The following is a 22321-nucleotide window of genomic DNA, read 5'->3' on the forward strand; positions in this document are numbered from 1 at the left end:
CACGCCTCACCGCAAACTCGTACGATCATCAGCGCGTTTTATTAATGAGAACACTGACGCATCGATAATCAACCTGACGCCAACCTGAACCTGTGCTGTCAGCGACCTCAAGGCATCGAGAAACGACATCAGAACGCCATTAATCACGAGCACCTGAAAGGCCTCGGGCGATCCGCCCGAACTTTGCATGTCAAAATTATGCGAGCCACCAAGCGCGGGACAAATGCGGGTAACATGCGCGGCTTTGCTCCCAGACGGCCTGACCATGCCCGCGACATCACGCTTTCCTTTTTTCGCTTACCTTTTCGCCTGCCTGCTGGGGCTCTTTGCTCTCGGCGGTTTTTGGTACGGCCTCGGCAAACCGGTGATTCTGCCGGACGTGGCCAGCGCGACGCACAAACTGCAATGCGCCTCCTACACCCCGTTCGACAAGGACCAATCACCGTTCGATCAGCCGTTCAAGTTGCGCCCCGAGCGCATGGACGCTGACCTCGCGCTGCTGGCCACCCGCTTCGAATGCATTCGCACCTATTCCATGACCGGCCTCGAGGCCTTGCCCGACCTGGCGCGCAAACATGGTCTGAAGTTGATGATCGGTGCGTGGGTGAACAGCAACCCGGTGGACACCGAGAAAGAAGTCGACCTGCTGATCGCCTCGGCCAACGCCAACCCGGACGTGGTCACGTCGGTGATCGTCGGCAACGAAGCCCTGTTGCGCAAGGAAGTCACCGGTGCGCAATTGGCCAGGCTGATCAACAAGGTCAAAAGCCAGGTCAAGCAGCCTGTCACTTATGCCGACGTCTGGGAGTTCTGGCTCAAACACCCGGAAATCGCCCCGGCGGTGGACTTCCTGACCATCCACCTGCTGCCGTATTGGGAAGACGATCCGTCGAACATCGACGCCGCGCTGCAACATGTTCGCGAAGTGCGTCAGGTGTTCGGCAACAAATTCGCACCCAAGGACGTGATGATTGGCGAAACCGGCTGGCCAAGCGAAGGCCGCCAGCGCGAAACCGCACTGCCGAGCCGGGTCAATGAGGCCAAGTTCATTCGCAGCTTTGTGATCATGGCCGAGCAGGAAGGCTGGCACTACAACCTGATCGAAGCGTTCGACCAACCCTGGAAACGCGCCAGCGAAGGGGCCGTTGGTGGTTACTGGGGCCTGTTTGACGCCGACCGTCAGGACAAGGGCGTGCTGGCCGGGCCGGTGTCCAACGTACCGTACTGGTCGCAGTGGCTGGCGGTGGGCGGGATGATTTTCCTTGGCACGCTGATCCTTGGCGGTCGTGTACGCAGTACCCGCTCTGCGTTGGTGCTACCGCTGCTCGGCGCTTTGGCGGCCTGTTCGATTGGCGCCTGGGGCGATCTGGCACGCGTCACCACCCGATTTACCAGTGAATGGTTGTGGGTTGCGTTGCTGACGGCTTTGAACCTGTTGGTACTGATGCATGCAGCGCTGACACTGAGTGACCGTAGCGGCTGGCGTCAACGGGCCTTCAATGTGCTGGAGCGTCGGGCCGGCTGGTTGCTGGCAGCAGCAGGTTTTGCAGCGGCTGTGATGATGCTCGAACTGGTGTTCGATCCGCGTTATCGCAGCTTTCCGAGCGTAGCTTTCATTCTGCCCGCGCTGGTCTATCTGTGCCGGCCGGTGAGCGTGCCACGTCGTGAAATCGCGCTTCTGACCTTCATCATCGGTACCGGGATTGCGCCGCAGCTGTATCGCGAAGGTTTGCAGAATCAGCAGGCCTGGGGCTGGGCGCTGGTGAGTGTGTTGATGGTGGCGGCGTTGTGGCGCTGTTTGCGGGTTCGCAAGGGTTGATGGCCCCATCGCGAGCAGGCTCGCTCCCACATTTGATCTCCATCGTTCACATAATATGTGTTCACTGAAGATCTACTGTGGGAGCGAGCCTGCTCGCGATGGCGATCTGTCAGGCGCTACGAGACGCCCGGACCAACCGCAACCCCGCAATCACCACCGCAAACACCGCCATCGTCGTGTTGTACAACGCCAACGCCGGAAACCCGAACACCAGCGCCAACACCGCCAACCACCACCCTGCCCGCCCCGGCAACACGAACCCGATCACGGCGGCGGCCACTGCCGCCCAACCCAACACCTGGAAATGAATCATCAGGCCCAGGTTCGAGCGGACCAGGCATTCCCAGCGACTCGTATCGTCCGCGCAGAGGCCGACCCATTGCGCATCCTCCATGAAGCCATACCGCGCGCCATAACTGGCAGCCAGCCATAAAGGCAGCAAAACAAGCAGCAGAATTACCGGTAAACGGCGGGACATGAAGCACTCCAATCAGCGAAAAACGGCGGCCAGCTTAATCCCCCGGCAGCCTGACGCAAGCCTTAACAACAGTTAACTGGGCACTCAATCACTGCAAAGTGTATCGTCCAGCTACTATTACTCTGAAATTTGGCCTGATTGGTGTCGATACATGGCACTTTGGCGCAACCCCCGTGGTCATAGCCTGCGAACTTCATTCGGCACCTTTCTATAAGGGATCCAGTCATGCTCCGTTCCTTGCGCTTCGCCGCTCTGTTTAGCGGCCTTATCTTGAGTGCGTCCGCACTGGCGGTCGATATCGACGCCGCCAGTTATGGCTATCCCTTGACCAACCCGTTCGAGGCGACCATCGCCACGACGCCGCCGGACCTGCGCCCGGAGTTGCCGCTTGACGATGACATCGACCAGGAAACCCGCACCGTCACGCTGCGCCCGGAGCGTGAGTTCGAACTGCCGGACAACTTCTGGCCGGTGAAGAAGCTGACCTACCGCATCGCCACCCAGGATAAAGCCGCCCCGTTGATCTTCCTGATCGCCGGCACCGGTGCGCGCTTTGACAGCAGCCTTAACGAATACCTGAAAAAGCTCTACTACAAGGCGGGTTACCACGTGGTGCAGCTGTCGTCGCCCACCAGCTTCGACTTCATGAGTGCCGCTTCACGCTTTGCCACACCCGGCATCACCAAGGATGACGCCGAAGACATGTACCGGGTGATGCAGGCCGTGCGGGCACAAAACCCGAAAGTGGCCGTCACCGATTACTACCTGACCGGCTACAGCCTGGGGGCGCTGGATGCGGCATTTGTCGCGCATCTGGATGAAACCCGCCGCAGTTTCAATTTCAAGAAAGTCTTGCTGCTCAACCCACCGGTCAACCTCTACACCTCGATCACCAACCTGGACAGACTCGTCCAGACCGAGGTCAAGGGCATCAACAACACCACCACGTTCTATGAACTGGTGCTGGACAAACTGACCCGATACTTCCAGCAAAAAGGCTACATCGACCTCAACGACGCCCTGCTCTACGACTTCCAGCAGTCCAAGCAGCACCTGACCAACGAACAGATGGCCATGCTGATCGGCACGTCGTTCCGCTTCTCGGCGGCCGACATCGCTTTCACTTCGGACCTGATCAACCGTCGCGGCCTGATCACTCCGCCGAAAACGCCCATCACCGAAGGCACCAGCCTCACGCCATACCTCAAGCGTGCGCTGCAGTGCGACTTCGACTGCTACATCACCGAACAAGTGATCCCGATGTGGCGCGCGCGCACTGACGGCGGCAGCCTGCTGCAACTGATCGACCAGGTCAGCCTGTATGCCCTGAAGGATTACCTGCACGACAGCCCGAAAATCGCGGTCATGCACAATGCCGACGACGTGATCCTCGGCCCGGGTGACCTCGGTTTCCTGCGCAAGACCTTCGGCGACCGCTTGACGGTTTATCCACTGGGCGGCCACTGCGGCAACCTTAACTATCGCGTCAACAGCGACGCCATGCTGGAGTTCTTCCGTGGCTAAATACCTCCTGCTTATCGCAGCGTTACTCTGTGCAGGCGTCGCCAATGCCGACAACAGCAAAGCCAACGCCCCGGTGGTCGTCGACAGTGACGGCTTCAAGGAGCCACTGAGCAAACTCAAGTTCAACCCGGGCCTGGATCAGCGCGAATTCGAACGCTCCTCCCTCAACGCCCTGAACGTGTACGACCCGCTGGAAGAGTGGAACCGCCGGGTGTATCACTTCAACTACCGCTTCGACCAATGGGTGTTCCTGCCGGTGGTCGACGGGTATCGCTACATCACGCCAAGCTTCCTGCGCACCGGGGTCAGCAATTTCTTCAACAACCTCGGCGACGTACCGAACCTGCTCAACAGCTTGTTGCAGTTCAAGGGCCAGCGTTCGATGGAAACCACCGCACGCCTGTTGCTCAACACCACCATCGGCATCGCCGGCCTGTGGGACCCGGCCACGGCCATGGGCCTGCCGCGCCAGAGCGAAGACTTCGGCCAGACGCTCGGTTTCTACGGCGTACCGGGCGGCGCCTACTTCGTGCTGCCGATCCTCGGCCCGTCCAACATCCGCGACACCGGCGGCCTGGCCGTGGACTTCACTGCCGAATCGGCGATCAACTTCCTGAACGTCTCCGAAGTCAGTTCCAACCACCCTGAGGTGTGGGCCCTGCGCAGCATCGACAAGCGCCACCAGACCAGCTTCCGCTACGGCCAGCTGAACTCGCCGTTCGAATACGAAAAGGTGCGTTACGTGTACACCGAGTCGCGCAAGCTGCAGATCGCCGAGTAATTCATCGGCAACAAAAAAGGCCATTCGATGTGAATCGAATGGCCTTTTTTTGCAGCTTTCACTGGGTTGTAGGGCCCACGGTGTAGGAGCCGGCTTGCTGGCGATGGTCTCAAGTGCACCGCGTTTAACCAGTACCCCCGCGTTATCGTTAACGACCATCGCCGGCAAGCCGGCTCCTACAGGTTCAGCGTTTGACTGCCCGCCAGATTTTGCTGACAACCATCACACCCGCCAACACCACCGCCCCCGCCACAATCCCCGCCACGGCATTCAGCAACGTTGGCACGATAAACCCGGCACCGCCCGCCCCTGCGCTGACACCTTCAATCCAGTGATGAACCACCGGCACGCCGTGAGTGAGAATCCCGCCACCGACCAGGAACATCGCCGCCGTCCCGATCACCGACAGGCTTTTCATCATGTACGGCGCCGCACGCAGAATCCCGCCGCCAATGCTTTTGGCCATCTGGCCGGGCTTCTGGGTCAGCCACAGACCGAGGTCATCGAGCTTGACGATGCCCGCCACCAGCCCATAGACGCCGATGGTCATGACGATGGCAATGCCCGAGAGCACGATGACTTGCTGGGTCAGCGACGCATCGGCCACGGTGCCAAGGGTGATGGCGATGATTTCGGCCGAAAGAATGAAGTCGGTACGGATGGCGCCCTTGATCTTGTCCTTTTCGAACGCCACCAGATCGACCGCCGGATTCGCCACCGCTTCGACAAGCTCGGCATGCTCGACCTGGTCTTCAGCCTTGCTGTGCAGGAATTTGTGCGCGAGTTTTTCAAAACCTTCGAAACACAGGTAGGCGCCGCCGACCATCAGCAACGGCGTGACCAGCCACGGAATGAATGCACTGATCGCCAGCGCCGACGGCACCAGAATCAGTTTGTTGAGAAACGAGCCCTTCGCCACTGCCCAAACGACCGGGATTTCCCGTTCGGCACGTACGCCGCTGACCTGCTGGGCATTGAGCGCCAGATCGTCACCGAGCACGCCGGCGGTTTTCTTGGCGGCCATTTTGGTCATCAACGCCACATCGTCGAGTACCGCGGCAATGTCGTCGATCAGCAACAGTAAACTGCTTCCTGCCATGAATCAGGTGTCCTTCTGGAATGAATGCTGCGCAGCATAGCGCGGCCGAGCGCCACATGGGGCATTCTTGAGCGCCGCGCGAGGCCGGTGCTACCATGCGCAACCGCCAGAACAGGCAAGGAACCACCTGGTTTATGAGCACTATCCGCGAGCGCAACAAAGAACTGATCCTGCGTGCCGCCAGTGAAGAATTTGCCGACAAAGGCTTCGCTGCGACCAAAACCAGTGACATCGCAGCCAAGGCGGGATTGCCCAAGCCCAACGTCTACTACTACTTCAAATCCAAGGAAAACCTCTACCGAGAGGTTCTGGAAAGCATCATCGAGCCGATTCTGCAGGCCTCGACGCCGTTCAACGCCGACGGCGTGCCCAGTGAAGTGCTGAGCGGCTACATTCGCTCGAAAATCCGCATCTCCCGCGACTTGCCCTTCGCCTCCAAGGTGTTCGCCAGCGAAATCATGCACGGTGCCCCGCACCTGAGCGCCGACCTGGTCGAACAACTGAACAGCCAGGCGAAACACAACATCGACTGCATCCAGACCTGGATCGACCGCGGCCAGATCGCCCCCATCGACCCCAACCACCTGATGTTCAGCATCTGGGCCGCGACCCAGACCTATGCCGACTTTGACTGGCAGATTACTGCCATCACCGGCAAGGCCAAGCTGGATGAAGAGGATTATGAAGCGGCGGCGCAGACGATTATCCGGTTGGTGCTCAAGGGGTGTGAGCCGGATCGGTAGACCGAGTTGCCTTCATCGCGAGCAGGCTCTCTCCTACATTTGGAATGCATTTCCCTGTAGGAGTGAGCCTGCTCGCGATGAAGGCAACTCGATTTCAGCTCAAACCCAAACAGCATCCCACAACGGATAATCGCCAAGCTTCCCGACCAGTCCAGCCCGCAACGGGTTGGCTACTACATATCGAGCCAGTTTCACCAAATCCTCTTCCCGCCGCAGTGCCCGATCATGAAATCCTCTCTGCCAGAGACTGGTGCTTCGACCGGTAGACTGCTTTATGGCTTTGGTGCTCATCGACTTGGTTTTTTGCATCAGCTCACTCAAAGATCCCTTCTGCAACTCAATCAACCAATGAAAGTGATCGTGCATGACCACCCAGGCCAGTGAATTAGCGAAACCTTGATCCTGAGCGCAGCGAAATTGATTAACCACCACTCTACCCAAAGTGAAGTCTTTGAATATCGGCTCTCGGTCGCGTGTAATGGTAGTCAGCAGATAAATCCGGCTGGGCTCGGTATAACGGCCAATGCGCAGGCGATTTGACGCGGGTAGATCAGGCATTCCTTTGCCCCTTGCATGATTAATTCATGAAGAAGGCTAGTCCTGATATTACCCAAGGGTGGGGCAGACATTTAGATGGATGTGTCTGACGGCTTGTCATCGCCAGCAGGCTGGCTCCCACAGTTGATTTCTGACACTCAGATGATCCCTGTGGGAGCCAGCCTGCTGGCGATAGCGGTGGATCAGTCACCCATGATTCAAGCTGCTACCCCCGCATCCGCCTTCAACCCCAACGCCTCGATCGCATTGATCGCACACTGTTCATCAACATCTGACAAATCCCCGCTGATGCCCACAGCTCCCAGCACATTCCCGTCCTGATCCCGAATCAACACACCGCCCGGTGCCGGCACCACGCTGCCCTGCCCCAGGCTGTTCAATGCCGCGATAAACGCCGGGCGTTGCTGGGCGTCCAGCGCCAGCAGGCGTGAGCCTTTGCCCAGCGCAATGGCGCCCCAGGCTTTGCCGATGGCGATTTGTGGCCGAAGCAGGCTGGCGCCGTCTTCACGTTGCAGGGAAACCAGGTGTCCGCCGGCATCCAGCACGGCGATGGTCAAAGGGGCCGCGTTGATTGCACGCGCGGCGGAGATGGCCTGACTGGTCAGGTTGACTGCCACTTTCAAGGTTAAAGCGCTCATGGTGCCGTCCTCATTTTGTTATAGGGAAAGCGGAAGGACTGCGCGCTTGCATCGCAGTCCGATGCAACAAATAGAACACAATGAGTTATTTTTTTGTATACAATAATTATCGAAAAGCGCCACATGCGACGAAAAGCCACAGCAGAACAGGCTTCCGACGAATGAAACAGTCGCTTGAGAAAATGGATTGACCTGCGCCGTCCGCCGTGAATACACTCTGCGCAAAGCCACTTGTATACAATTACAAAACGTAAGAGACACAAAACCATGAGCAAAATGAGAGCAATCGAAGCCGCCGTTCTGGTGATGCGCCGTGAAGGGGTTGATACCGCTTTTGGCATCCCCGGTGCCGCCATCAACCCGCTGTACTCCGCCCTGCAAAAGGTCGGCGGCATCGATCACGTCCTCGCTCGACACGTTGAAGGCGCGTCGCACATGGCCGAGGGCTACACCCGCACCAAGGCCGGCAACATCGGCGTGTGCATCGGCACTTCCGGCCCGGCCGGTACCGACATGGTCACCGGGCTCTACAGCGCCTCGGCCGACTCGATCCCGATTCTGTGCATCACCGGGCAAGCACCCCGCGCCCGCATGCACAAGGAAGACTTCCAGGCTGTCGATATCACCACCATCGTCAAGCCAGTGACCAAGTGGGCGACCACGGTCATGGAACCGGGCCAGGTGCCGTATGCGTTCCAGAAAGCCTTCTACGAAATGCGCTCCGGCCGTCCAGGCCCAGTGCTGATCGACCTGCCGTTCGACGTGCAGATGGCCGAAATCGAATTCGACATCGACGCCTACGAACCGCTGCCACTGGCCAAGCCAACCGCTAATCGCGTGCAAATCGAGAAGGCCCTGGCCATGCTCGATCAGGCCGAGCGTCCATTGCTGGTCGCCGGTGGCGGCATCATCAATGCCGACGCCAGCGAGTTGCTGGTGGAATTCGCCGAGCTGACCGGCATTCCGGTGATCCCGACCCTGATGGGCTGGGGCACGATCCCGGACGATCACCCGTTGATGGTTGGCATGGTGGGCTTGCAGACTTCGCACCGTTACGGCAACGCCACCCTGCTGAAGTCCGACGTGGTACTGGGCGTCGGTAACCGTTGGGCCAACCGCCACACCGGCTCAATCGACGTGTACACCGAAGGCCGCAAGTTCATTCACGTTGACATCGAGCCGACGCAAATCGGCCGCGTGTTCAACCCGGACCTGGGCATCGTTTCCGACGCCGCTGCCGCGCTGACCGTGTTCATCGAAGTCGCTCGCGAATGGCAAGCCGCCGGCAAGCTGAAAAACCGCAGCGCCTGGCTGCAAGACTGCCAGCAGCGCAAAGCCAGCCTGCAACGCAAAACGCACTTCGATAACGTGCCGGTCAAACCGCAGCGCGTTTACGAAGAGATGAACCAGGTGTTCGGCAAAGACACCTGCTACGTCAGCACCATCGGTCTGTCGCAGATTGCCGGCGCGCAGTTCCTGCACGTCTACAAGCCGCGTCACTGGATCAACTGCGGTCAGGCCGGCCCGCTGGGCTGGACGATTCCGGCTGCACTGGGCGTGGTCAAGGCCGATCCGAACCGCAAGGTTGTGGCACTGTCGGGCGACTATGACTTCCAGTTCATGATCGAAGAATTGGCGGTGGGCGCGCAGTTCAAGCTGCCGTACATCCATGTTGTGGTAAACAATTCGTACCTGGGACTGATTCGTCAGGCCCAGCGTGGTTTCGACATGGACTACTGCGTGCAGCTGTCCTTCGATAACCTGAACGCTCCGGAACTCAACGGTTACGGTGTCGACCACGTCGCGGTTGCCGAAGGCCTCGGTTGCAAGGCGCTGCGTGTGTTCGAACCGGCTCAGATCCAGCCTGCACTGCGCAGGGCCCAGGAGCTGATCGAAGAGTTCAAGGTGCCGGTGATCGTCGAGATTATTCTGGAGCGCGTGACCAACATTTCCATGGGCACCGAGATCAACGCCGTCAACGAATTCGAAGACCTGGCGCTGGTCGGCAACGATGCGCCGACCGCGATTTCGCTGCTCGATTAACAACTGACCGCCTCCCTTGTAGGAGCCGGCTTGCTGGCGATGCGGTGTGTCATCCACATCAATGTCGATTGATACACCGCTATCGCCAGCAAGCCGGCTCCTACAAGGGCCACACATTTACGGGAGACCACCATGCCGCGTTTCGCAGCCAACCTGTCCATGCTGTTCACCGAACAGGATTTTCTTGCCCGTTTCGAAGCGGCCGCCAAGGCCGGCTTCAGTGGTGTCGAATATCTGTTCCCTTACGATTTCAGCTCCGCAGAGATCAAGGCCAAGCTCGACGCCAACGGTCTGACCCAGGTGTTGTTCAACCTGCCGGCCGGTGACTGGGCCAAGGGCGAACGCGGTATCGCGTGCCTGCCGGACCGGGTTGAAGAGTTCCGCGCCGGGGTCGATCTGGCGATCGCCTACGCGCAAGTGCTGGGCAACACCCAGGTCAACTGCCTGGCCGGTATTCGTCCACAAGGTGTCGACGATGCCACCGTGGAAAAAACCTTTGTCGCCAACCTCAAGTATGCGGCCGACAAGCTGCAAGCGGCGGGCATCAAACTGGTGATGGAAGCGATCAACACCCGCGACATCCCAGGGTTCTACCTGAACAACACGGCGCAAGCCCTGTCGATTCGCGAACAGGTCGGCAGCGCCAATCTGTTCCTGCAATACGACATCTATCACATGCAAATCATGGAAGGCGACCTGGCCCGCACCCTGCAATCGCACCTCAGTGAAATCAATCACGTGCAATTGGCGGACAACCCGGGACGCAACGAACCGGGCACCGGTGAAATCAACTACCGCTTCCTGTTCGAACACCTGGACCGGATTGGTTATCAGGGTTGGGTCGGTTGCGAATACAAGCCGCTGACCACCACCGAAGCCGGCCTGGGCTGGCTGAAAACCCATAACGCGATCTGACGTAGATCCCTTGTAGGAGCCGGCTTGCTGGCGATCCAGGCAACGCGGTGTTTCTGATACACCGTGTCGATGCCATCGCCAGCAAGCCGGCTCCTACAAAAGCGCTCCCCTATTTGCTTGAAGCAGCAATAAAAACAAGAGGAATTTCTCATGGCTAAAATCGGATTTATCGGCACCGGCATCATGGGCCACCCAATGGCGTTGAACCTGCAGAAAGCCGGTCACAGCCTGTTCCTGTCGGCGCACCACGATGCCGCGCCTGCCGACCTGATCGCCGGTGGCGCTGTCGCCCTGGCGAACCCGAAAGAAGTCGCGCAAGAAGCTGAATTCATCATCGTCATGGTGCCGGATACCCCGCAGGTCGATGACGTGCTGTTCCGCGCCGACGGCATTGCGGCCGGTGTCGGCAAGGGCAAAGTCGTCATCGACATGAGCTCGATCTCGCCCACCGCCACCAAGGCCTTCGCAGCCAAGATCAACGAAAAAGGCGCGCAGTACCTCGACGCGCCGGTGTCCGGCGGTGAAGTCGGTGCCAAGGCTGCGACCCTGAGCATCATGGTCGGCGGCGATGCCGATGCCTTCGAACGCGCCTTGCCGCTGTTCCAGGCGATGGGCAAGAACATCACCCTGGTGGGTGGCAACGGCGACGGTCAAACCGCGAAAGTGGCGAACCAGATCATCGTCGCGCTGAACATTCAGGCCGTAGCCGAAGCCCTGCTGTTCGCTTCGAAAAACGGTGCCGATCCAGCCAAGGTGCGTGAAGCGCTGATGGGCGGTTTCGCTTCGTCGAAAATCCTCGAAGTGCATGGCGAGCGCATGATCAAAGGCACCTTCGACCCAGGCTTCCGCATCAGCCTGCACCAGAAGGACCTGAACCTGGCCCTGCAAGGCGCCAAGGAGCTGAACATCAACCTGCCGAACACCGCCAACGCCCAGCAAGTGTTCAGCACCTGCGCGGCCATCGGTGGCAGCAACTGGGACCACTCGGCGCTGATCAAAGGCCTGGAGCACATGGCGAATTTCTCGATTCGCGATAAGCAGTAAGCCATTGCTCCCTGTAGGAGCGAGGCTTGCCCGCGAAGGGAGCGCCTCGGTGCAGCAGAAACACCGTGGTGTCCGGTTCGCGGGCAAGCCTCGCTCCTACAGGGGCAAATAGTTTTCCTCTAATAACAAGAATTCCGGGAGCCCGCCATGTCGGTCGATCCGCAACAATTCCTGCGTGAGCTGTTTGCCACAGCCATTGACGCGGCCCATCCGCAGCAAGTCCTCGAAGCTCATTTGCCCACTGACCGCAGCGGTCGCGTGATCGTCATCGGTGCCGGCAAAGCCGCCGCCGCCATGGCCCAAGTGGTCGAGCGCTGCTGGCAGGGTGAAGTGTCCGGCCTGGTAGTGACGCGTTACGGTCACGGCGCCCCGTGCGAAAAAATCGAAGTCGTCGAAGCCGCTCACCCGGTACCGGACGCCGCCGGCCTGGCCGTCGCCAAGCGCGTGCTGGATCTGGTCAGCAACCTGAGCGGAGACGACCGCGTCATCTTCCTGCTCTCCGGTGGCGGTTCTGCGTTGCTCGCCCTTCCGGCCCAAGGGATTACGCTCGCCGACAAGCAATCGATCAACAAAGCCCTGCTCAAATCCGGCGCGACCATCGGCGAGATGAACTGCGTGCGCAAGCACCTCTCGGCGATCAAGGGCGGCCGTCTCGGCAAAGCCTGCTGGCCCGCCACTGTTTATACCTATGCGATTTCCGATGTACCGGGCGACCTCGCCACGGTCATCGCTTCCGGCCCCACCGTGGCCGACCCGAGCACCTCCGCCGAAGCGCTGGCGATCCTCAAGCGATACGACATTGAAGTCCCGGCGTCGGTGCGCAACTGGCTGCAAAGCCCGGAATCGGAGACGGTCAAACCCGGCGACCCGAGCCTGGCGCGCAGTCATTTCCAATTGATCGCCCGTCCACAACAGTCACTTGAAGCCGCCGCGGTGAAAGCCCGTCAGGCCGGTTTCAGTCCGCTGATCCTCGGCGATCTGGAAGGCGAATCCCGCGAAGTGGCCAAGGTTCACGCCGGCATCGCTCGGCAAGTGGTCTTGCATGGCCAGCCATTGGCGGCGCCGTGCGTGATCCTTTCGGGCGGTGAAACCACGGTCACCGTGCGCGGCAACGGTCGCGGCGGACGCAACGCCGAATTCCTCCTGAGCCTGAACGACAGCCTCAAAGGCTTGCCCGGCGTCTACGCGCTGGCCGGCGACACCGATGGCATCGACGGCTCGGAAGACAATGCCGGGGCGATCATGACCCCGGACAGCTACGCCCGCGCGGCCGCCCTCGGTTTGAGCGCCAGCGATGAACTCGACAACAACAATGGCTACGGCTATTTCGCGGCGCTCGACGCGTTGATCGTCACCGAGCCGACCCGCACCAACGTCAACGACTTCCGCGCCATCCTGATTCTCGAGAGCACAAAAAATGACGCCTGATAAAAAGGTCAAAATCCTCGCCACCCTCGGCCCGGCCACCGACGGGATCGAAGACATCCGCGAACTGGTGCAGGCCGGGGTCAACATCTTCCGCCTGAACTTCAGCCACGGCGATCACGCCGACCACGCTCAACGCTATCAATGGATTCGTGAAGTCGAGCGCCAACTGAATTATCCGCTCGGGATCCTGATGGACCTGCAAGGCCCGAAACTGCGGGTCGGCAAGTTCGCCGAAGGCAAGGTGCAGTTGCATCGCGGTCAGGCCCTGCGCCTGGACCTGGACCCGACGCCGGGCGATCAACGCCGGGTCAACCTGCCGCACCCGGAAATCATCGCCGCGCTGGAACCGGGCATGGACTTGCTGCTCGACGACGGAAAACTGCGACTGCGCGTGGTCACCAAATACGCTGATGCAATCGACACCACGGTGCTCAATGGCGGCGAACTCTCGGACCGCAAAGGCGTGAACGTGCCGCAAGCGGTGCTGGAGTTAAGCCCGCTGACGGCCAAGGATCGTCGCGATTTGAGTTTCGGTCTGGAGTTGGGCGTGGATTGGGTCGCGCTGTCGTTCGTGCAGCGCCCGGAAGACATTCGCGAAGCGCGTGAACTGATCGGCGACAAAGCGTTTTTGATGGCCAAGATCGAGAAGCCGTCGGCGGTCACGCAACTGCGGGAAATCGCCGAATTGAGCGACGCGATCATGGTTGCCCGTGGCGACCTCGGCGTCGAAGTGCCCGCCGAAAGCGTGCCGCAGATTCAGAAGAACATCATCAGCATCTGCCGCCAACTCGGCAAACCGGTGGTGGTGGCGACGCAGATGCTGGAGTCGATGCGTTTCTCCCCGGCCCCGACCCGCGCCGAAGTCACCGATGTGGCCAACGCCGTGGCCGAAGGCGCCGATGCGGTGATGCTGTCGGCGGAAACCGCATCCGGCGAATACCCGATAGAAGCTGTGCAGATGATGAGCAAGATCATCCGCCAGGTGGAAAACGGTCCGGACTATCAGACGCAACTGGACGTCAGCCGGCCGAAAGCCGAGGCGACCGTTTCCGATGCGATCAGCTGTGCGATTCGTCGCATCAGTAACGTGTTGCCGGTGGCGGTGCTGGTGAACTACAGCGAGTCCGGCACGTCGAGTCTGCGAGCGGCGCGGGAACGGCCGACGGTGCCGATTCTGAACCTGACGCCGAACCTGCAGACCGCTCGCCGCTTGACCGTGGCGTGGGGGGTGCATTCGGTGGTCAATGATCGTCTGCGCCAGGTGGATGAGGTGTGTTCGACGGCGCTGGAGATTGCGCAGGCGCAGGGCATGGCGCAGCGCGGGGACACTTTATTGATCACGGCGGGTGTGCCGTTTGGGCAGCCTGGGTCGACTAACTCTTTGCGTATCGAGACGTTGATCTAGAGCGCCCATACCGGCCTCATCGCCAGCAGGCTGGCTCCCACATTGGTTTTGTGTCGATAACGAAATCAAGACTGAACGCAGATTCAGTGTGGGAGCCAGCCTGCTGGCGATGCTGGCGACTCGGTTTCACTGAAACACCCACAGACTTCATCATGCCTGCCAACCACTTCAACACCCACTGCCCCGATTGGGCGACTGCCCTGCTCAACGGCTTCAGCCAGATTTTCCTCCAGCGCCATCCGCTGTTTGGTCTGTTGTGCCTGCTCGCCATTCTATTCACCGCACCGGCCCTGCTCGGCGGTGCGCTGCTGGGCGGTGTCGCCGGTTTGCTCACCGCACAACGTCGCCACTACGCCAAGGCCGATCGTCAGGCCGGGCTGTTCAGTTACAACGGTGTCCTGCTCGGTTTGCTGCTGAGCCTGTATTTCCCTTGGTCCGCGCTGTTGCCGCCGCTGATCATTGCTGCGGGTGGATTGAGCGCGATGCTCACTCAGCAGTGGCTCAAACGCATCCGGGTCAGCCAATACCTGCCGGCCTATACGGCGCCCTTCGTGGGATTGGGCTGGTTGCTGCTGTGCTTCGCCACCCCCTCGACCGAAGCCCATTTGATCGAAGTCAGTGCGTTGAACATGCTCCTCGCCCCCCTGAAAGGCCTCGGCCAGGTGATGTTCCTCGGTCATCCGCTGGCCGGTGCGATGATCGCCGTGGGCTTGCTGATCGCTGATCGCCGTGCATTCTGCTGGGCAATGCTGGCGTCTGTCGCGGGCATGGGCTGGAGCCTGCTGCATCAAGACTTCTATAGCGCATTGATCGGCCTCGGTGGCTATAACGCCGTACTCGCCGCCCTCGCCCTCAGCTCGCAGCGCCAGCAACCGTGGCTGCCGCTCATCGGCATCGCAGCGGCGCTGTTGCTGACGCCAGTGTTTGCCGCCATCGGCCTGCCAACGCTGACCGCGCCGTTTATCCTCGCCTGCTGGCTGATCCGCACGGTTATGCAAATGTTCGGCAAAACCACCGTCGCCGGTACGCCTTGCACTCTGGAGGAGAATCACCCTAGGCTGCGCTGATTCTCGATTCAGGCGTTATCCATGGACAGCAGCAAAAACTGGCGTGAAGACCTTTACGTCATGGTTTTCCAGAGCGACACCAAAGCCGGGCGGCGCTTCGACGGCATTCTGCTGTTGATCATCCTCGCCAGCATCGTCATCGTGATGCTCGACAGCATCGACGCGATTCATCAGAACTACGCCAACGTACTGGCGTACATCGAGTGGGGCTTCACGGTCATTTTCGCCATCGAATATGGCCTGCGCCTGTACTGTTCGCCCAAGCCGCTGCGTTATGCCTTCAGCTTCTACGGGCTGGTGGATTTGCTGGCGATCGTGCCCGGCATCCTCGCGCTGTATTACGCCGATGCGCAGTACCTGCTGATTATCCGGATCATCCGGATGCTGCGGATTTTCCGTGTGCTCAAGCTCAGTCCGTACCTCAAGCAAGCCAATTACCTGATGTTGGCGCTGCGTGGCAGCAAGCAGAAGATCGTGGTGTTTCTGGTCAGCGTCTGCACGCTCGTCACGGTGTTCGGCACGCTGATGTACGTGATCGAAGGCCCGGAGCATGGCTTCACCAGCATTCCAAAAGGCATCTACTGGGCTATCGTGACGCTGACCACCGTCGGTTTCGGCGACATCGTGCCGAAGACGCCCCTGGGCCAGGTGATTTCGTCGCTGGTGATGATCACCGGTTACTCGATCATCGCCGTGCCAACCGGGATTTTCACCGCCGAACTGGCCAACGCCATGCGCGGCGAACAGTTGCAACACGACTGCCCGGTGTGTAAGAAAAACAGCCACGAGCACGGCGCTGCATTTTGCTCGCGGTGCGGCAATGTGCTGTTCAAAAAACTGGAATAAGCAAAGTGCTTTTTAATCTTTAAAGGACTATACGAGCCCGGTTATAGTCGCTGGCAAATTGCCTCACATTTAAATTAGAACAAGGAATGCGCAGTGAAAAAACTCTTTGGCGCCTCACTTCTGGCCGCTGGCCTGGCATTGACCAGCGTGGCTCAGGCTGCACCGACCCTGCTCAACGTTTCCTACGACGTGATGCGCGATTTCTACAAGGACTACAACGCTGCCTTCCAGAAACACTGGCAAGCCGAGCACAACGAAAACATCACCCTGCAGATGTCTTTCGGCGGTTCGAGCAAACAGGCGCGCTCCGTGATCGACGGCCTGCCGGCTGACGTCATCACCATGAACATGGCCACCGACATCAACGCCCTGGCAGACAACGGCAAACTGGTGCCGGACAACTGGGTCACCCTGCTGCCGAACCACAGCGCGCCGTTCACCTCGGCCACGGTGTTCATCGTCCGCAAAGGCAACCCGAAAGCCCTGAAAGACTGGCCGGATCTGCTCAAGGACGGTGTGCAAGTAATCGTGCCGAACCCGAAAACCTCGGGCAACGGCCGCTACACCTACCTTTCGGCCTGGGGTTATGTGCTGAAGAACGGCGGTGACGAGAACAAGGCCAAGGCCTTCGTCGGCAAGCTGTTCAAGCAAGCACCGGTGCTGGATACCGGTGGTCGTGCGGCTACCACTACCTTCATGACCAACCAGCTCGGCGACGTGCTGGTGACCTTCGAAAACGAAGCGGAAATGATTGCCCGCGAGTTTGGCCGTGATCAGTTCGAAGTGATCTACCCGAGCGTCTCCGCTGAAGCCGAGCCGCCAGTGGCCGTGGTCGAAAAAGTGGTCGAGAAGAAAGGCACCCGCGCAGCAGCCGAGGAATACCTGAAGTACCTATGGTCGCCGGAAGGCCAGGAAATTGCTGCGGCAAACTACCTGCGTCCGCGTGACCCGGCGGTACTGGCCAAGTACACCGACCGCTTCCCGAAAGTGGATTTCCTGTCGGTGGAGAAGACCTTTGGTGACTGGCGCACCGTGCAGAAGACGCACTTCAATGATGGTGGGGTCTTTGATCAGATTTACGCTCAGTAAACGCTGATAGCCCAATGAAAAAGGCGACCTGAGAAGGTCGCCTTTTTTTGTGAAAGTTTTCGCCACGCCACACAACAACTGTGGGAGTGAGCCTGCTCGCGATAGCGGTGGCTCATTCACATTGATGGTGACTGATACACCGCAATCGCGAGCAGGCTCACTCCTACAAAGGTTGGGTTAGGTCCTACATCGGTGGTGTCACGCCGTCCTTGCCGGCCGAAATCGATTGAGCGGTCAGCATTCCATCCGCACTCTGAGTTACAAACGTCACGACCTTCACACCCACCTTCAGCAAGCTGCGATCCCCCGGCACCAGGTTCACGATCGGCACATCTTCCGGCACCAGAATCTTCTGCTGTCCACCCTTGTAGTTGACGGTCAACACCCGACCATTACTGACCACCAGATCACCGACGCTGCCGTTGGTCATGCTGCTGCCCTTGACCAGGTCGAAGGGGCGATGGCCGTCGCCACTGCCGGCCAGCTCCGGCGGAAAGACGTGGACTTCCAGCGCTTTGAGCGAGCCATCTTCCTGCGCAGTGGCCGCCGAGCCGATGTAGCTGCCGGGTTTGATGTCTTCAATATTGGCCAGGGTGACGGCGCGAATCTTGGTGTCCTTGGTCAGGTTGATGACCACGTTTTCGCCGCTGTTGACGTGGACTTTCAATACGTCGGGGCTGACCCCGGTGATCACCCCGCGTACGCCGATGCGCATGCCCGGTGCGTCCGCAGCCTGAGCGAGGCTTGCCATGAACAATCCGATCAAAGTGCCGCGAATCAGGTAACGGAACATCGCGTTCATGAAAGTGCCTTCCGGTGATGAGTCGTAAGAGAGAACATAAGCACGCTATCGAACAAGATGTAAGTGAATGTATCATCGGATCTTGAAATTCAGGCGCAGGTTCCAGCGCCACTCATTCCGCAAAGGAATGATTGCTATCACTCCAATCCCTCTTCCGCCGAATCGGCCTGCCACTTAGCCTTCACGCATTCCTTTCTGTTCAGCGAGACACGTTATGAACTCAGCGACTCAGGCGCCCCACGGTGCCGCGACAATGACCAAAGGCATGGTGCTGCTGTTTGCCTTCTGCTGCGGCGCCATCGTTGCCAACATTTACTACGCGCAACCGATCATCGGCCTGATCGCGCCCGACATCGGCCTGACCAGCACCATGGCCAGCCTGATCGTTTCGCTGACCCAGATTGGCTACGCGCTGGGCCTGTTCTTCCTGGTGCCGCTGGGTGACCTGTTGGAAAACCGCCGACTGATGATCATCACCACCGTGGTGGCGATTGCCAGTCTGTTGGGCGCCGCGTTCACCGATCAGCCGAATGTGTTTCTGCTGATCTCGTTGCTGGTGGGTTTCAGCTCGGTGTCGGTACAGATCCTGATTCCACTGGCCGCGCACCTGGCGCCGGAGGAGTCTCGCGGTCGAGTGGTCGGCGGGATCATGGGCGGTTTGCTGCTGGGGATCCTGCTGGCGCGACCGGTGTCCAGCGTCGTGGCTGACCACTTCGGCTGGCGGGCGATGTTTGTGATTGCGGCAGTGTTGATGGCGGCCATCAGCATCGTGCTGGCCGTGACCATTCCCAAGCGCCAGCCTGATCACAGCGCTTCCTACGGTCAGTTACTCGGTTCGCTGTGGACGCTGCTGCGCCAGCAACCGGTATTGCGCCAGCGCGCGTTTTATCAGGGCTGCATGTTCGCCACGTTCAGCCTGTTCTGGACCGCCGTGCCGCTGGAATTGGCGCGTAATCATGGCTTGTCGCAAACCCAGATCGCGATTTTCGCCCTGGTCGGCGCCATCGGTGCCATCGCTGCGCCCATCGCCGGTCGACTCGCCGATGCTGGCCACACCCGCATCGCTTCGCTGCTGGCGCTGCTGTTCGCCAGCTTGAGCTTCCTGCCAGCATTTATCCATCCGGTCTACAGCGTCATCGGCCTCGCCGTCACCGGCGTGGTGCTCGACTTCTGCGTACAGATGAACATGGTCCTCGGCCAACGGGCGGTCTACGCCCTCGACGCCAAAAGCCGCAGTCGCCTGAACGCGTTGTACATGACCAGCATCTTCATCGGCGGCGCGTTTGGTTCCTCGGTAGCCAGTGCGGTGTACGAGCATGGCGGCTGGTTGTGGATCGTGATTGTGGGTAGCGCGTTTCCACTGTTGGCGTTGTTGCGGTTTTTGAGTGTTTCGCAGAAGGCTTCATTCGCAACTGCTTAAGACGTTAAAAAGCTTCGCGGGCAAGTCGGATCGCCGCATCGCTCGCTCCTACAGATCATCGGTGCTCTTGTAGGAGCGAGGCTTGCCCGCGAAGGCGATGTAACTGGCACTACTCAATGTCGAACCAGCTTCTCCATCGCCGCATCTGCCAAAAAGGAAGAGCGGCTTTTGACATTGTGCTCGCGCACATACCGGTCAATACGCTGAATCACATAGCCGGGCAACGTCACATTGACCTTCTCGGTCTTGCCCATGTACGGCGAGATGTCCAGCTCCAGCATTCCCCATCCCATGTCGGCGAAGTCCGGGTTGCCACGATGGGCGGCAGCCGAAGTCGGCATCGGGATCGACTCCCCGTCAGCCGCCAGTTCCTGAAGCATGATGTGGGCAATCTCGATGGCGGCGTTATAGGCGTCTTCAAACGTATCCCCGGCTGTTACGGCGCCCGGAATATCGGGGATCTGAATACCGATGGCGGTGTTCTCGTCGCCCCACTCGATACAGATTGGATATTGCATTATGGATCTCCTGCGTGACTGGCTGGCGGGCAGTACAGCCCGACTTGCTCCGGCCCAGACAAAAATAACTCTAGAGTTATCTTTACTTAAGCACAAAAAACCCGATCACGACGTTCGGTTGTTTTACGATTTGTGATTGCGGCCCCGCATTTCCTTCCCGAGAATGAATTCTTTCGCTCTGCGTCAGCAGTCACCCCGAGGTAATCCCGGTTTACACTCAGCGTCCGGAGCCTGAAGCGATGCGGGATGCGGTTCGCGGTTGACCGGTTCAAATGCCGCCTGACCTGCGGCATGTTTTGTTCAAGGAGTGTGCAATGACCCGACGTACTTTTCTCATCACCGGCGCCAGCAAAGGCATTGGCCGCGCGGTGGCCGAACACCTGGACCGCGCCGGGCACCGGGTGGTCGGTATTGCCCGCACGCCTGACCTGAGCTTTCCCGGCATCCTGTTTCCGCTGGATTTGAGCGACAGGGCACTCACCCAGGAAGTGCTGGCGGACCTGGCCGGGACTTACGAGTTCGATGGGCTGGTCAACAACGTCGGCCTGGTACGCCCGCAAGTGTTGGGAGAAATCGACCTCGATACGTTCGATGACGTAATGCGGGTCAACCTGCATTCAGCGTTGCAGGCCACCCAGGCGCTGCTGCCGAACATGCGCGCCAAGGGTTGGGGTCGGGTGGTGAACATTTCCAGCCTGACGGTGCTCGGGATTACCCAGCGCACAGCGTATGCCGCGGCAAAAGCGGCGTTGATCAGCTTCACGCGCTCCTGGGCGCTGGAACTGGCGCAAACCGGCGTGACGGTGAACGCCGTGGCACCGGGCCCGACGGAAACGGAACTGTTTCGTACCAACAATCCCCCGGGCAGTGAAAGTGAGGCGCGGTATCTGGCCGGTGTGCCGATGGGGCGTCTGGGACAACCGCAAGAAATTGCCGCGGCGATTGCATTTTTGCTGTCAGAACAGAGCGGGTTCATCACCGGCCAGACGCTGTTTGTAGACGGTGGTTCTTCAATAGGCAAAGCGGCGTTCTGACCCACAACACCATCCCTTGTAGGAGTGAGCCGGCTCCGGGCGGCGTTCCGACGATAGCGGTGGGTCATTCACATTGATGGTGACTGATACACCGCTATCGCGAGCAGGCTCACTCCTACAATTATGATCTTCACAAGGACTTGAGATGGACCGTTTGGCCGCAATGGAAACCTTCGTCTACGTGGTGGAAACCGGTTCGTTTTCCGCTGCCGCGCGACGGCTGAATATCGGCCAGCCAGCCGTGTCGAAAACCATCGCACAGCTGGAAGCGAGGCTCGCGGTCCGGCTGCTGTTGCGCTCTACCCGAGGACTGACACCAACCGAAGCCGGGCTGGCGTTTTTCGAACGCGCCAAGCGTGCCATCGAAGAAGCCGATGAAGCAGACAATGAGGCTCGCGGTGCCGCCAACGGGCTGACAGGCAACTTGCGCATCTGCGCCGCCGTGACCTTCGGCCGGATGCACATCGTCCCGCACCTCGGGCCGTTTCTCGAGCAAAACCCTGAATTGACCATCGACCTGATGCTGGATGATCGCAACGTCAATCTGGTGGAGGAAGGGGTCGACGTCGCCCTGCGCATGGGTACCTTGAGCGATTCGAACCTCACCGCGCGCAAGATCGCCGAATGCCGGCGTGTGTTACTGGGTACGCCTGCGTACTTCGAACAACACGGCGAACCCGCCTGCCCTGCCGATCTGAGCCAGCATCAGGCGGTGATTTACACGCTGGCCGGCGGCGCTCACTGGCCGTTCAAAAAGGCGGATGAAGAACAAACCGTCACTGTCAGCGGCAGGATTCGCGTCAGCGCCGCGGAAGGTCTGCGTGAAGCGGTGCTGGCCCATCAAGGGCTGACCATGGCATCGGCGTGGATGTTTGCGCCAGAGCTGGCCACCGGAGTGGTCAGGGAGGTGATGACGGAGTGGAAGCTGCCGATTCAGGAACTGTGGGCGGTGTTTCCAACCGGGCGGATGGCCAGCGCCAAGGCTCGGGCGTTTGTGGAGTATGTGCAGGGGTTGTTGGTAAAAAGGGTTTGATAGTATCTGTTTCGTTTATTGCGATTTTCGATTATTT

The 22321-nt window shown here is 59.6% G+C and carries 21 protein-coding genes; 15 read left to right on the forward strand and 6 right to left on the reverse strand.

Annotation, left to right across the window (positions count from 1 at the left end; all coding sequences use genetic code 11):
• The first annotated feature begins 223 nt into the window (after nt 1–223).
• The gene (locus KGB24_RS28640) at nt 224–1819 is read left to right on the forward strand and encodes a beta (1-6) glucans synthase (protein WP_223416195.1); all 1596 of its coding nucleotides are present in this window, start codon (nt 224–226) and stop codon (nt 1817–1819) included.
• 109 nt (nt 1820–1928) lie between these two features.
• Here KGB24_RS28640 and KGB24_RS28645 read toward each other — a convergent pair whose 3' ends face one another.
• Nucleotides 1929–2297: a hypothetical protein gene (locus tag KGB24_RS28645; protein ID WP_223416194.1), complete on the reverse strand. Its 369-nt coding sequence runs from the start codon at nt 2295–2297 to the stop codon at nt 1929–1931.
• Between the two features lie 225 nt (nt 2298–2522).
• On the opposite strand from KGB24_RS28645, the gene KGB24_RS28650 reads away from it, so the two are divergent.
• The gene (locus tag KGB24_RS28650) at nt 2523–3821 is read left to right on the forward strand and encodes a hypothetical protein (protein WP_008026764.1); all 1299 of its coding nucleotides are present in this window, start codon (nt 2523–2525) and stop codon (nt 3819–3821) included.
• Complete coding sequence (locus tag KGB24_RS28655) at nt 3814–4602, forward strand: VacJ family lipoprotein (protein ID WP_008026766.1); 789 nt, start codon at nt 3814–3816, stop codon at nt 4600–4602. The genes KGB24_RS28650 and KGB24_RS28655 overlap by 8 nt, the downstream gene beginning before the upstream one ends.
• A 184-nt stretch (nt 4603–4786) precedes the next feature.
• Here the strand turns inward: KGB24_RS28655 and KGB24_RS28660 are convergent, their stop codons facing one another.
• Nucleotides 4787–5701 (reverse strand): DUF808 domain-containing protein, encoded by a 915-nt coding sequence (locus KGB24_RS28660; protein WP_223474902.1) that lies wholly within the window; start codon nt 5699–5701, stop codon nt 4787–4789.
• Between the two features lie 134 nt (nt 5702–5835).
• On the opposite strand from KGB24_RS28660, the gene KGB24_RS28665 reads away from it, so the two are divergent.
• A complete protein-coding gene (locus KGB24_RS28665) occupies nt 5836–6444 on the forward strand; it encodes a TetR/AcrR family transcriptional regulator (protein WP_008026771.1) in 609 nt (202 codons plus the stop codon).
• Nucleotides 6445–6543: 99 nt separating this feature from the next.
• On the opposite strand, the gene KGB24_RS28670 is transcribed toward KGB24_RS28665, so the two are convergent.
• Both KGB24_RS28670 and KGB24_RS28675 read right to left on the reverse strand, forming a co-directional pair.
• The gene (locus KGB24_RS28670; RefSeq protein WP_223416499.1) at nt 6544–7002 is read right to left on the reverse strand and encodes an REP-associated tyrosine transposase; all 459 of its coding nucleotides are present in this window, start codon (nt 7000–7002) and stop codon (nt 6544–6546) included.
• Between the two features lie 197 nt (nt 7003–7199).
• The gene (locus KGB24_RS28675) at nt 7200–7640 is read right to left on the reverse strand and encodes a GlcG/HbpS family heme-binding protein (protein ID WP_008039877.1); all 441 of its coding nucleotides are present in this window, start codon (nt 7638–7640) and stop codon (nt 7200–7202) included.
• A gap of 267 nt (nt 7641–7907) precedes the next feature.
• Here KGB24_RS28675 and gcl point away from each other — a divergent pair, with 267 nt between their 5' ends.
• From gcl to KGB24_RS28715, 8 genes are all read left to right on the forward strand, one after another.
• Nucleotides 7908–9683: a glyoxylate carboligase gene (gene gcl / locus KGB24_RS28680; RefSeq protein ID WP_008026775.1), complete on the forward strand. Its 1776-nt coding sequence runs from the start codon at nt 7908–7910 to the stop codon at nt 9681–9683.
• Between the two features lie 132 nt (nt 9684–9815).
• Nucleotides 9816–10598: a hydroxypyruvate isomerase gene (hyi, locus tag KGB24_RS28685; RefSeq protein WP_192226085.1), complete on the forward strand. Its 783-nt coding sequence runs from the start codon at nt 9816–9818 to the stop codon at nt 10596–10598.
• Nucleotides 10599–10748: 150 nt separating this feature from the next.
• Complete coding sequence (locus tag KGB24_RS28690; RefSeq protein ID WP_223416498.1) at nt 10749–11642, forward strand: 2-hydroxy-3-oxopropionate reductase; 894 nt, start codon at nt 10749–10751, stop codon at nt 11640–11642.
• A 147-nt stretch (nt 11643–11789) separates the two neighbouring features.
• Nucleotides 11790–13070 carry a glycerate kinase gene (locus KGB24_RS28695; RefSeq protein ID WP_223416497.1) on the forward strand — a complete coding sequence of 427 codons (1281 nt, stop codon included), beginning with the start codon at nt 11790–11792 and terminating at the stop codon, nt 13068–13070.
• Nucleotides 13060–14475 carry a pyruvate kinase gene (pyk, locus tag KGB24_RS28700; RefSeq protein ID WP_008026782.1) on the forward strand — a complete coding sequence of 472 codons (1416 nt, stop codon included), beginning with the start codon at nt 13060–13062 and terminating at the stop codon, nt 14473–14475. The genes KGB24_RS28695 and pyk overlap by 11 nt, the downstream gene beginning before the upstream one ends.
• 152 nt (nt 14476–14627) lie before the next feature.
• Nucleotides 14628–15542, forward strand: a complete 915-nt coding sequence (locus KGB24_RS28705) for an urea transporter (protein ID WP_008026785.1) — start codon at nt 14628–14630, stop codon at nt 15540–15542.
• A 21-nt stretch (nt 15543–15563) separates the two neighbouring features.
• Complete coding sequence (locus KGB24_RS28710) at nt 15564–16388, forward strand: ion transporter (RefSeq protein WP_008026787.1); 825 nt, start codon at nt 15564–15566, stop codon at nt 16386–16388.
• A gap of 93 nt (nt 16389–16481) precedes the next feature.
• Nucleotides 16482–17477, forward strand: coding sequence for a sulfate ABC transporter substrate-binding protein (locus KGB24_RS28715; RefSeq protein WP_223416496.1), 996 nt, complete (start codon nt 16482–16484; stop codon nt 17475–17477).
• Nucleotides 17478–17661: 184 nt separating this feature from the next.
• Here KGB24_RS28715 and KGB24_RS28720 read toward each other — a convergent pair whose 3' ends face one another.
• Nucleotides 17662–18279, reverse strand: a complete 618-nt coding sequence (locus KGB24_RS28720; protein ID WP_223416495.1) for a hypothetical protein — start codon at nt 18277–18279, stop codon at nt 17662–17664.
• A gap of 214 nt (nt 18280–18493) precedes the next feature.
• On the opposite strand from KGB24_RS28720, the gene KGB24_RS28725 reads away from it, so the two are divergent.
• Entirely contained in the window at nt 18494–19699 is a 1206-nt protein-coding gene (locus tag KGB24_RS28725) for an MFS transporter (protein ID WP_223416494.1), read from the forward strand.
• 113 nt (nt 19700–19812) lie between these two features.
• Here the strand turns inward: KGB24_RS28725 and KGB24_RS28730 are convergent, their stop codons facing one another.
• Nucleotides 19813–20217 (reverse strand): type II toxin-antitoxin system HicB family antitoxin, encoded by a 405-nt coding sequence (locus tag KGB24_RS28730; protein WP_192226071.1) that lies wholly within the window; start codon nt 20215–20217, stop codon nt 19813–19815.
• A 314-nt stretch (nt 20218–20531) separates the two neighbouring features.
• Here KGB24_RS28730 and KGB24_RS28735 point away from each other — a divergent pair, with 314 nt between their 5' ends.
• Nucleotides 20532–21251 carry an SDR family oxidoreductase gene (locus KGB24_RS28735; protein WP_223416493.1) on the forward strand — a complete coding sequence of 240 codons (720 nt, stop codon included), beginning with the start codon at nt 20532–20534 and terminating at the stop codon, nt 21249–21251.
• Nucleotides 21252–21396: 145 nt separating this feature from the next.
• A complete protein-coding gene (locus tag KGB24_RS28740; RefSeq protein ID WP_223416492.1) occupies nt 21397–22284 on the forward strand; it encodes a LysR family transcriptional regulator in 888 nt (295 codons plus the stop codon).
• The last annotated feature ends 37 nt before the right edge of the window (nt 22285–22321 follow it).

The sequence above is a fragment of the Pseudomonas sp. BF-RE-25 genome (genome assembly GCF_019956105.1).
GTDB lineage: Bacteria > Pseudomonadota > Gammaproteobacteria > Pseudomonadales > Pseudomonadaceae > Aquipseudomonas > Aquipseudomonas migulae.

Excerpts from the sequence above, each read along its gene's own strand:
- KGB24_RS28725 (WP_223416494.1), top strand. The coding sequence starts at position 18,494 with ATGAACTCAGCGACTCAGGCGCCCCACGGTGCCGCGACAATGACCAAA.
- gcl (WP_008026775.1), top strand. The coding sequence starts at position 7,908 with ATGAGCAAAATGAGAGCAATCGAAGCCGCCGTTCTGGTGATGCGCCGT.
- KGB24_RS28690 (WP_223416498.1), top strand. The coding sequence starts at position 10,749 with ATGGCTAAAATCGGATTTATCGGCACCGGCATCATGGGCCACCCAATG.
- KGB24_RS28705 (WP_008026785.1), top strand. The coding sequence starts at position 14,628 with ATGCCTGCCAACCACTTCAACACCCACTGCCCCGATTGGGCGACTGCC.
- KGB24_RS28740 (WP_223416492.1), top strand. The coding sequence starts at position 21,397 with ATGGACCGTTTGGCCGCAATGGAAACCTTCGTCTACGTGGTGGAAACC.
- KGB24_RS28640 (WP_223416195.1), top strand. The coding sequence starts at position 224 with ATGCGGGTAACATGCGCGGCTTTGCTCCCAGACGGCCTGACCATGCCC.
- KGB24_RS28660 (WP_223474902.1), bottom strand. The coding sequence starts at position 5,701 with ATGGCAGGAAGCAGTTTACTGTTGCTGATCGACGACATTGCCGCGGTA.
- KGB24_RS28735 (WP_223416493.1), top strand. The coding sequence starts at position 20,532 with ATGACCCGACGTACTTTTCTCATCACCGGCGCCAGCAAAGGCATTGGC.
- KGB24_RS28650 (WP_008026764.1), top strand. The coding sequence starts at position 2,523 with ATGCTCCGTTCCTTGCGCTTCGCCGCTCTGTTTAGCGGCCTTATCTTG.
- KGB24_RS28675 (WP_008039877.1), bottom strand. The coding sequence starts at position 7,640 with ATGAGCGCTTTAACCTTGAAAGTGGCAGTCAACCTGACCAGTCAGGCC.
- KGB24_RS28665 (WP_008026771.1), top strand. The coding sequence starts at position 5,836 with ATGAGCACTATCCGCGAGCGCAACAAAGAACTGATCCTGCGTGCCGCC.
- KGB24_RS28730 (WP_192226071.1), bottom strand. The coding sequence starts at position 20,217 with ATGCAATATCCAATCTGTATCGAGTGGGGCGACGAGAACACCGCCATC.
- KGB24_RS28720 (WP_223416495.1), bottom strand. The coding sequence starts at position 18,279 with ATGAACGCGATGTTCCGTTACCTGATTCGCGGCACTTTGATCGGATTG.
- pyk (WP_008026782.1), top strand. The coding sequence starts at position 13,060 with ATGACGCCTGATAAAAAGGTCAAAATCCTCGCCACCCTCGGCCCGGCC.
- KGB24_RS28710 (WP_008026787.1), top strand. The coding sequence starts at position 15,564 with ATGGACAGCAGCAAAAACTGGCGTGAAGACCTTTACGTCATGGTTTTC.
- KGB24_RS28695 (WP_223416497.1), top strand. The coding sequence starts at position 11,790 with ATGTCGGTCGATCCGCAACAATTCCTGCGTGAGCTGTTTGCCACAGCC.
- hyi (WP_192226085.1), top strand. The coding sequence starts at position 9,816 with ATGCCGCGTTTCGCAGCCAACCTGTCCATGCTGTTCACCGAACAGGAT.
- KGB24_RS28670 (WP_223416499.1), bottom strand. The coding sequence starts at position 7,002 with ATGCCTGATCTACCCGCGTCAAATCGCCTGCGCATTGGCCGTTATACC.
- KGB24_RS28645 (WP_223416194.1), bottom strand. The coding sequence starts at position 2,297 with ATGTCCCGCCGTTTACCGGTAATTCTGCTGCTTGTTTTGCTGCCTTTA.